At 72.0% G+C, this 9,303-nt stretch carries 8 protein-coding genes; 3 read left to right on the plus strand and 5 right to left on the minus strand.

Annotated elements, in window-relative coordinates; translation table 11 throughout:
* Positions 1–19 precede the first annotated feature (19 nt).
* Complete coding sequence (locus D7W81_RS16625; RefSeq protein ID WP_120556362.1) at positions 20–2,866, minus strand: PAS domain S-box protein; 2,847 nt, start codon at positions 2,864–2,866, stop codon at positions 20–22.
* A gap of 348 nt (positions 2,867–3,214) precedes the next feature.
* On the opposite strand from D7W81_RS16625, the gene D7W81_RS16630 reads away from it, so the two are divergent.
* Positions 3,215–4,828, plus strand: a complete 1,614-nt coding sequence (locus D7W81_RS16630; RefSeq protein ID WP_244227251.1) for a sensor histidine kinase — start codon at positions 3,215–3,217, stop codon at positions 4,826–4,828.
* A gap of 13 nt (positions 4,829–4,841) precedes the next feature.
* Here D7W81_RS16630 and D7W81_RS16635 read toward each other — a convergent pair whose 3' ends face one another.
* Positions 4,842–5,357: a GreA/GreB family elongation factor gene (locus D7W81_RS16635; RefSeq protein WP_120556363.1), complete on the minus strand. Its 516-nt coding sequence runs from the start codon at positions 5,355–5,357 to the stop codon at positions 4,842–4,844.
* An 87-nt stretch (positions 5,358–5,444) separates the two neighbouring features.
* Here D7W81_RS16635 and D7W81_RS16640 point away from each other — a divergent pair, with 87 nt between their 5' ends.
* Together D7W81_RS16640 and D7W81_RS16645 are read left to right on the plus strand one after the other, a co-directional pair.
* Positions 5,445–5,726: a rhodanese-like domain-containing protein gene (locus tag D7W81_RS16640; RefSeq protein WP_120556364.1), complete on the plus strand. Its 282-nt coding sequence runs from the start codon at positions 5,445–5,447 to the stop codon at positions 5,724–5,726.
* Positions 5,727–5,816: 90 nt separating this feature from the next.
* Entirely contained in the window at positions 5,817–6,707 is an 891-nt protein-coding gene (locus D7W81_RS16645) for a DMT family transporter (protein WP_120556365.1), read from the plus strand.
* A 10-nt stretch (positions 6,708–6,717) separates the two neighbouring features.
* Here D7W81_RS16645 and D7W81_RS16650 read toward each other — a convergent pair whose 3' ends face one another.
* The 3 genes from D7W81_RS16650 to D7W81_RS16660 form a co-directional block, all read right to left on the minus strand.
* A complete protein-coding gene (locus D7W81_RS16650) occupies positions 6,718–7,653 on the minus strand; it encodes an alpha/beta fold hydrolase (RefSeq protein WP_120556366.1) in 936 nt (311 codons plus the stop codon).
* Between the two features lie 132 nt (positions 7,654–7,785).
* Entirely contained in the window at positions 7,786–8,358 is a 573-nt protein-coding gene (locus D7W81_RS16655; protein WP_120556367.1) for a class I SAM-dependent methyltransferase, read from the minus strand.
* Between the two features lie 41 nt (positions 8,359–8,399).
* Entirely contained in the window at positions 8,400–9,203 is an 804-nt protein-coding gene (locus D7W81_RS16660; RefSeq protein ID WP_120556368.1) for a prolipoprotein diacylglyceryl transferase, read from the minus strand.
* Between the last annotated feature and the right edge of the window lie 100 nt (positions 9,204–9,303).

A 9,303-nucleotide genomic window follows, 5' to 3' on the forward strand; every position in this document is an offset into this window, starting at 1 on the left:
CCTCCCGATGACCGATGGGTCAGACCGAGTCCGGTGGACCGTGCCGCACCAGCTCCTCCACGGCGTCGCGCACGCGTGCCTCGTCGAAGGGCTTCTCCAGGAGCGGGTTGGGGATGTGCTCCAGGAACTCGCGCGCGCCCGAAGTGAAGGCGCCGCCGGACACGAAGACGAAGCGGCGCTCCAGGCCGGGGTATTCACGCCGCACGGCCTCGTACACGTCACGGCCGGCGAGGTCCGGCATCATCACGTCGCACAGCACCGCGTCGAAGCCCGGTGCCCGCGACATGCGCTCCAGCGCCTGGCGCCCGCTGGTGGCCACCTCCACGTCGTGGCCGCGCAGCAGCCGCTGTAGCACGCGGCCCACCGCGGGCTCGTCGTCCACCACCAGCACGCGGCCTCGCGGCACCACGGGCTCCGTGGGCACGGCGGGCTCCGGCGAGCGGTCGGCGGATTCGGGCTGGGGCGCGGGCAGCACCACGCGGAACGTGCTGCCCTTGCCCACGGTGCTCTCCACCAGGATGTCGCCGCCCAGCCCCGTGATGATGCCGTGGCAGATGGACAGCCCCAGGCCGGTGCCCACGCCCACGGGCTTGGTGGTGAAGAATGGATCGAAGATGCGCCCCATCACCTCCGGCGCGATGCCGCTGCCCGTGTCGCGCACCTCCACCACCACCTGCCCGCCGGACACGCGCGTGGCGAGCACCACCTCGTGGTCGTGCGCGGCGCCCTCCGGAATCGCCTGCGCCGCGTTCACCACCAGGTTGAGGAACACCTGGCACAGGCGCCCCTCGTTGCCCATCACCTGCGGCACGGTGCCGTAGTCCCGGCGCAGCCGCGCGCGGTGGCGGATTTCATTGGCGGCCATCATCACCACCGAGTCCAGCACCGCGTGCACGTCCACCGGCGTCATGCGCTCTTCATCCGGCCGCGAGAACGTCTTCAGCTGGCGGACGATCTGGCGCACGCGCTCGGCGCCCTCGCACGCCTCGCCCAGCACCTCCTGCCACTCCGCCACGTCCGGCGGGCGCACACCGCGCACGCCGGGGCCGGGGGACAGGTGGTGGCGGAACTCGTCCGACAGGAAGCCCAGGTTGGAGACCACGAAGGCCAGCGGGTTGTTGATTTCGTGCGCGATGCCCGCCGCGAGCGTGCCCACCGACGCCAGCCGGTCCGCCAGCGTCAGCCGCGCCTGGAGCTGGCGCTGCTCCGTCACGTCGCGAATGATGGACACCACCGCGGGCTGGCCGTCGAAGCGCAGGGGCAGGCTGGCCAGCTCCACCACGCGCGTGCGCCCGTCGCGCAGCACCAGGCGCCGCTCGCTGGTGAGGGGCTTGCTGTCCCCGGACACCACCCCCGTGCCCGGCATGTCCGACAGGAACTCCGACAGCCGGCGGCCCACCAGCTCCTCGGCGCGCGCGAAGCCCAGCGCGGTGACGAGCACCGCGTTGGCGTAGACGATGTGGCCGTCGCGCTCGATGGCCGCCGGGTCCGGGAAGCCCTCCAGCAGCGCGCGCAGGCTGGCCTCGGAGCGCTTCAGCGCCTCCTCCACCTGCCGGCGCTCCGTGATGTCGCGCGCCAGGCCCTCCACGGCGACGACGCGCCCCGCGGGGTCCGTCACCGGCGCGACGACGTGCTCCAGCCACAGGAGGCTGCCGTCGGGGCGCAGGAAGCGCAGCTCCACCGTCGCGCCGTCCACGGACTGGGGCGACTCCAGCAGCCGCTCCAGCACGGCCCGGTCCTCCGGGTGCACCTGCCGGTACCACAGCTCCGGATCCGCGTAGTGCGCCTCCGGCCCCAGGCCCAGCTTCGCGTGCGCCACGCGGCTGACGTACGCAAAGCCGCGCGGCGCTTCCCGCCGGTAGAGGTACAGCACGTCCGACGCGTTCTCCGCGAGCTGGCGGAAGCGGTGCTCGTGCTCGCGCAGTGCCCGCTCGGACGCGCGGCGCTCCAACGCCACGGACATGGCGCCGCTGGCCGCGGACAGGAGGTCCACCTCCAGCCGATCCCACTCGCGCGCCTCGAAGCAGTTGTCGAAGCCCACGAACCCCACCAGCCGGCCCTGCACGCGCAAGGGCAGCGCCAGCAGCGACAGCACGCCCTGCGGCTCCAGCAGCGCCCGCTCGCTGGCGGGGAAGGTCGCCACGCGCCCGGTGATGACCTCGCCGCGCTCCAGGATGGGAACCCAGCGCCCCAGGTCCGGCAGCATCGGCAGGTCCTGGAGCAGCGGGTTGTCTATCTCTGGCGTCACCCCGGGCGCGCACCACTCCGCGCGCTGGCTGCTCAAGAGCGCGCCCTGCGCGTTGGTGTGCGTCTCGAAGACGTAGACGCGGCTGGCGCCCGCGGCCTGCCCCAGCGGCGCGAGCGCGGGGCCGTACAGGTCGCCGCCCTCCGGCACCGACAGCAGGCGCTGCTGCATGTCCACCAGGGCGGTGAGGTAGCGCTCGCGCCGGGCGAGCGCATCGCTCGTGCGCTTGCGCTCGGTGATGTCGTTGAGCGTGCCCGCCATGCCCACCAGCGTGCCGGTCTCGTCGAACGTCACCCGCGCGAAGACGTCCACCCAGCGGAAGCCGCCGTCGCGCGTGAGGTAGCGCACCTCGTGCTGGACGAACTCACGCTCGCCCGTGAGCAGGGTCTTGCACACCTCCAGCGTGCGCTCCTGGTCATCCGGGTGCACGAAGTCCAGCGCGGAGCGGCCCAGGCTCTCCTCCACGGGAAAGCCTGTCACCTCGGTCCACGCGGGATTGAGGAAGACCCACTGGCGCTCCAGGTCCGTCTGGAAGACGACCTCCTGGAGCGTATCGATGACCTGCCGGAAGCGGCGCTCGGTGGGGGTGGTGCCGTCAGGCCGGGTGAACGGCATCTGCATGCTGGGGACTCGCGGTGAAGGAACTTGGCCGTGCGGGCGGAACGTCCTGGGACGCGGACGTAGACATCCGAACGATTGAGGATCGCCGACATGCAGGCAAGGGGGCCCGCGGGAAGAGCGTGAGGGTGGGAAGCATTCCCTGTCCTTGAGGATGGAGTGGGCTCTGGCTTCTGTCTTCCTTTCTTCCTGGGAGGCGGAGATGACACCATGATGCGTGCGGAAAGCCTTGGCATGTCCGGCGTCACCTCTCCAGTCTCGAATGCCCGTGTGACGGACGGGGATTCCCCGCCCCAGTCGACGCGCGTCATGGACGCGGAAGGCGTTGTCCTCGTTGAATGCACGGGCCGTGTGACTGCATTCAACTCACAAGCCGCGGCGCACTTCGGCATCCCGGTTCCCCTCCACATCGAGCACGCCCGCCTGCCTGGGTGTGAATGGGTACGCGAGGACGGCACACCGCTGCCGCCGCGGGACTCGCCCCTGGCGCGAGCGCTGGCGGGCGAGCTGGTGGACGCCTCCCTGTGGCACGTGCTCCGTCCGGATGGGACGCGCGCGGAGCTGCGGTGCACGGCGGTGCCGGTGCGGGGCGGCGACGGGCAGGTCGCGGCGGCGCTCCTTCGCACGCACGCCGTGGACGCGCTGCCGGTCCCGGTGCTGGACGCGTCGCGCCTGCTGGCGGAGGCCGGGGCGCTCCTGGGCACGCCGGTGGACGCGGAGGCGCGGCTGGAGCCGCTGCTCCAGCTGCTGGTGCCCGCGTTGGGGGAGGGGGCCCTGCTCATCCTCCGGACGCCGGACGGTGCGGGGGCGGAGGCCTTGCGCGTGGCGGCGTCACTGCACGCGGACGCGGGCCGGCACACGCTGCTGCGCGAGCTGCTCACGCGCTACCCGCCGGAGCCCTCCGCGCCGGACGGGCCGCCCGGGGCGTTCGCGTCCGGTGCGGTGGGGCGGCTGTCCCTCCTGTCCGAGGAGCACGTCGCGGCCCTCGCGAAGGACGCCGAGCACGCGCGGCTGATGCGCGAGGTGGGGCCTCATGGCTGCCTGAGCGTGCCGCTGGGCGCGCGGGGCAACGTGCTGGGCACGCTGATGCTGCTGCGCTCCAACGTGATGCGTGTCTTTGGCGCGGAGGAGGAGCACTTCCTCACGGAGCTGGCCCACCGCACCGCGCTCTACCTGGAGAACGCGCGGCTGTACCGCGAGGCGCGCGAGGCCGTGCGCCAGCGCGACGAGTTCCTGGGCATCGCGAGCCACGAGCTGAAGACGCCGCTCACGCCGCTGAGCCTCAAGGTGCAGCTGCTGCAGAAGCAGGTGGTGGTGCTGGCGCGCGAGGGCAAGGAAGTGCCCACGGAGCGCGTCGCGGAAGCGCTGGACGTGGTGCAGCGCCAGGTGCGCCGGCTGTCAGGGCTGGTGGACAACCTGCTGGACGTGTCGCGCATCACCGCGGGCCGGCTGCGGCTGGAGATGGAGGAGCTGGACCTGGCGAGCGTGGCCGCCGAGATCCTCTACCGCTTCTCCGCCGCGGCGGCGCAGGCCGGCACGGAGCTGGGCCTGGAGGCGCCGGTGCCGGTGGTGGGCCGCTGGGACCGGCTGCGGCTGGAGCAGGTGGTGACGAACCTGGTGTCCAACGCGCTCAAGTACGGCGCGGGCCAGCCCGTCGTCGTGGGCGTGGAGGCGCACGGCTCACTGGCGCGGCTCACCGTGAGGGACCACGGCATCGGCATCGCGCCGGACGACCTGGCGCGCATCTTCGAGCGCTTCGAGCGCGCGGTGAGCGACCGGCACTACGGCGGCCTGGGCCTGGGGCTCTACATCACGCGCCAGATTGTCGAAGCGTTCGGCGGCAAGGTGAGCGCCGTCAGCACACCCGGGGAGGGCGCCACGTTCATCCTGGAGCTGCCCCGGGGCGACATCCCGGAGGAGTGGATCAGCGCGCACGCGGCGCCGGGGCCCACGCAGGGCGAGTAGGCCCCGAGCCGGATCAGGCGACCTCCAGCACCGTCCACTCGCGCACCTCACCCGCGAGCGTCACCTCCACGGTGTCGCCGGCCTTCTTGCCCAGCAGGGCGCGGCCCACGGGGGAGCTGGGGGTGATGACGGAGAGGAAGCCGTCGCCGCCGGGACCGGTGAGCTCGGTGCCCGCGCCGGCGGGGAGCACGAAGAAGGTGCGCTCGGCGAAGCCGTCCTCATCTTCCGTACTGCAATCCACCAGGGCGCCCAGGCCCACGGGCCCCTGGCGGGGGAAGCGCGGCAGCTCCTTCTGGCCGAAGGCCGTCAGCGCCTGCAGCTCTTCTTGAAGGCGGCGGGCGCGCTGGGCCTGTCCCGTGGCCAGGCTGCCGTATTCGATGGCGGCGCGGCCGTCCTCCTTCTTCTCGGACTCGGTGGCCAGGCTGCGGGCCGCCTCTCGGGCGTCGGCTTCCGCGCGGTGGGCCAGCCGGTCGCTCTGCTGGAGCCGCTCGGACAGTTGGTGGAGCAGGGTGTGCTTGTCGAGTCGCATGGGTATCGGTACAGGACTGTAGCGCCCGGTGCGGAGGCCTCCAGTTTTCAGCCCGGAAGGGCTCCCGGCTTTGATTGAATGGGGCGCATGACGCCTCAGGAACGCTCGCAGAAGGCCCACGAACTCGTCGCCCAGGGCGCGGTGCTGCTGGATGTGCGCACCCCGGAGGAGTTCCAGCAGGGACACCCGGACGCCGCCCGCAACATCCCCGTGCAGGTGCTGGCCCACCGCCTCTCCGAGGTCGGCCCCGTGGGCACACCCGTGGTGGTGTACTGCGCGGCGGGAGGCCGCAGCGCGGTGGCCGCGGAGCTCCTGCGCAAGGGCGGCTTCCCGGACGTGTTCGACCTGGGGTCGGTCAAGAACTGGTAGGCCGGACGGGTAGGCCGGACGGGTGAGCCCGTGGCCCCGGCCCGCGTGACAGCGGGCCGGGTCTTGCGTCAGCGTGCGCGCCCACGCGCCATGCAGACCCGCACCGCCGGCTTCCTCCTCGTCGCCCTCTCCGGCGCGTCCTTTGGCGCGCTGGGCCTGTTCGCGCGCCTGGCCTACGCGGCGGGCACGGACATGCCCACGCTGCTGTTCCTGCGCTTCACGCTGGCGGGGCTGGTGCTCGCGGGCGTGATGGTCGCGAAGGGCGGAAGGTGGCCCCGGGGCCGGCTCCTGGGCGGCCTGTTTCTGTTGGGCGCGGTGGGCTACTTCACCGAAGGCAGCGTCTACTTCATCGCGCTCCAGCACGCGTCCGCCGGACTGGTGGCGCTCCTGCTCTACCTCTTCCCCGCGCTGGTGGCCGTCATCCAGGTGGCCCTGGGGCGTGAGCACCTGAGCCGCCTTCGCTGGCTCGCGGTGGGGCTGGCCCTGTGCGGCACGGCGCTCACGGTGGACCCGGGGCCGGACGCGAGGCCGCTGGGCATTGGCCTGGGTGTGCTGTCAGCGGTCATCTACGCGCTCTACGTCCTGTCCAGCGCGCGGATCGCGGGGCCGGCGGGGCCGCTCGCGTCGGCCACCGTCGTCCCGCTGTCCGCGGGGCTCGCCTTCGGGGCGCTGATGCTGGTGAAGGGCCCGTCCTTTCCCCAGACGCCCGGAGGCTGGGGCGCGGTGGTGGGGCTGGCGCTGCTGTCCACGGTGGTGGCCATGCTCACGTTCTTCGCGGGGCTCAAGCGCATTGGCCCGGTGAACACGTCGCTGCTCTCCACGCTGGAGCCGGTGATGGCGGTGGTGCTGGGCGCCATCTTCCTGGGCGAGCGGCTGTCGCCGCGGCAGGGCCTGGGCGGCCTGCTCATCCTGGTGGCGGTGGTGGTGCTGGCCCGCAGTGACTCCCGCCGCCCGGCGGAACCCGGGGCGGCCGGAGCCTGAGGCGCGCGGACTACAGGCGCTTGAGGAACTGGTGCACGTCGTTCACGAAGCGCTGCGGGCGCTCGGCGTGCGGGGCGTGGCCCGTCTCCGCGTAGAGGAGGTACTTGGAGCCGGGGATGGCGCGGGCCAGCGCGCGCTGCTCCTCCACGGAGAAGAAGCCGTCGTGGTCCCCGCCGATGATCAGCGTGGGCACGCGGATGCGGCCCAGGCGCGCGGAGTGGTCCTCCGCGATGAGCCCGTCCAGCGCGTCCTGCCACACGCGCGCGGGCAGCTTGGAGCTCTCCGCCACCAGGGTGTTCAGGTAGGACTCCGGCACGGGCGCGTAGAAGGTGCTGGCCTGGAACTCGTGGATGAAGGCCGGATCCACCGGGTCGGTCAGCGTGTCGACGACCTCCTTGAGGCCCAGCGCCACTTCATTGCCCGCCACGGTGGGCGCGGAGCCCACGAGCACCAGCCCCTTCACGCGGTGGGGGAAGTCCAGCGCCACCTGCTGCGCGACGAAGCTGCCCATGGAGTGGCCCACGAGCACGGCGCGCGGAACGCGCATCGCATCCAGGAACGCCACCACGTCCTTCGCGAACGCCTGCTGCGTGTAGCAACACGCCGGGCGGGATGAATCCCCATGGCCGCGCTGGTCCAGCGCGTAGATGTGGAAGTCGCGCGGGAAGCGCGGCAGGTCCAGGTCCCAGGTGTGGTGCGAGTCCGTATAGCCGTGCAGGAAGACGACGACGGGCCCGTCCTGGCGGCCCTGCTCGACGTAGCGGAGCGTGACGCCGGTGGACAGCCGCACGGAGCCCTCACGCGGGTTGGCGCCGCCACCATGGCGGTCGGAGCCCTCCAGCGCGGCCGGAGCACTCACCAGGTCGGGCTCGGAGCCCGAAGCCAGGTCGGGTCCACAGCCGGCGAACAGCAACACCGCGACGAGGGAGGGAAGAATGCGCTTCATGCGTCAGGGCCTCTGGGAATGGGTTGGCGCCCATCCTAAAGTGACCTCTGACATCCCATCCGAAAACCTGTCCTCGCAGGTCGGAAGTGACCTGCGGGGGAGGGTCTTATGACCCCCCTTCGGTACGGCGGCTCAAGGCCGCCGCGCGAAGATGAACTCGCCCACGCCGCCCAGGCGCTGCTCCCGCTTGAGGATGTGGAAGCCCGCCGTCTCCACCAGGCGGAAGGTGTCGCGGTTGAGGCGGCAGCCGCCGGACAGCCGCCGCCACGCGGGCGTCAGCAGGTCCTGCGCGGTGGCCAGGGCCCGGTTGGGGGCCCGCACGTGCTCCAGCAGGCGCAGTTCACCGCCCGGCCTGAGCACTCGCATCACCTCCGCGAGCGCCGTGGCCGGCGCGTCCACGCAGCAGAACACCAGGCTGGACACCACCGCGTCGAAGGAGCCGTCCGTGAACGGCAGCGCCTGCGCGTCCGCCTGGAGCAGCGCCACGCCGCTCCGCCGCGCACGCGCCCGCACCAGCGCGCCCAGGTCCACGTCCACCGCCGTCACCGACGACACCGTGTCCGGGTAGGCCGGCAGCGCCAAGCCCGTGCCCGTGCCCACCTCCAGCACCTTGCCGGAAAGCCCTTCCACCAACTGCCGCCGGGCGGCGTTCAGCCCCACCCAGCCCAGCGGCGCCATCAGCGCGTCGTACGCCAGTGACTTCATGTGAACCCCCCGGAACCGGAACGCGGATCCAACCACCACCGCTAACGCGCTGTCTCCACCCGGCCCTGCGGCGCGGACGGCTTCTGTGAGGAAGCGTTCGGCGCCTGCTTGCGCAAGAGGCCCCACAGTCCGTACACCACCAGCCCCAGGCTGCCGTACTGCGCTGGCGTCAGGCCGAAGTAGCGCGCATCCACGTACGACAGGTCCGTGGCCCGCAGGAAGTCCAGGCTGAAGCGGGACGCCGCATACAGGAGCGCCAGCAGCGGCAACAGCCGCCCCTTCATCTTCGGCATGTCGCGCAGCGCGTACAGCAGGCCGGTGATCGCGAAGAGCACGATGGCGTCGTAGAAGCCCAGGTCGTGCCGGTTGCCGTTGGGGAACTGCACCGCCAGGAAGAAGTCCGTCAGCTTTCCCGGGTGGTCGTGCACCGCGAAGCACCCCAGCCGCGCCACCGCCCAGCCCGGCGCCACGCCCAGCGCGAAGCTGTCCGCGTAGTCCCCGAAGCGCAGCTTCTTCACCCGGAAGAACACCACCGCCGCCAGGATGCCGCCCAACAGGCCGCCGAAGGACGACAGGCCGTCCCAGAACCGGAAGATCTGGAACGGGCTCTTGGACAGCTCCTCCGGGTGGTAGAAGAACAGGTGCACCCAGTGGCCGAAGAGCATGCCGGCCGCCACCCCCCACATCGCGAAGTCCGCCAGCGGGTTCGGGTCCAACCCCTCGCGCTCCGCCTGCTTCGTCAGCAGCCGGGCAGCCAGGAGGATGCCCGCCGCCACGAACACGTTGAAGGGGTTCAACTCCAGGGGCCCCAGCTTGAACGAGGGGGCGTGCCAATAGGGAATCAAGGGGGCTCCAGAAAGACCAGGGACCCGCGCGGACAGACTCCGGGCGGATGGAAGCCGAACAATCGGCGCATCCCGGGCTTCCCTCCACCTCTTTTTCCGC

Source organism: Corallococcus aberystwythensis (genome assembly GCF_003612165.1).
In the GTDB taxonomy this organism is placed as follows: Bacteria; Myxococcota; Myxococcia; order Myxococcales; family Myxococcaceae; genus Corallococcus; species Corallococcus aberystwythensis.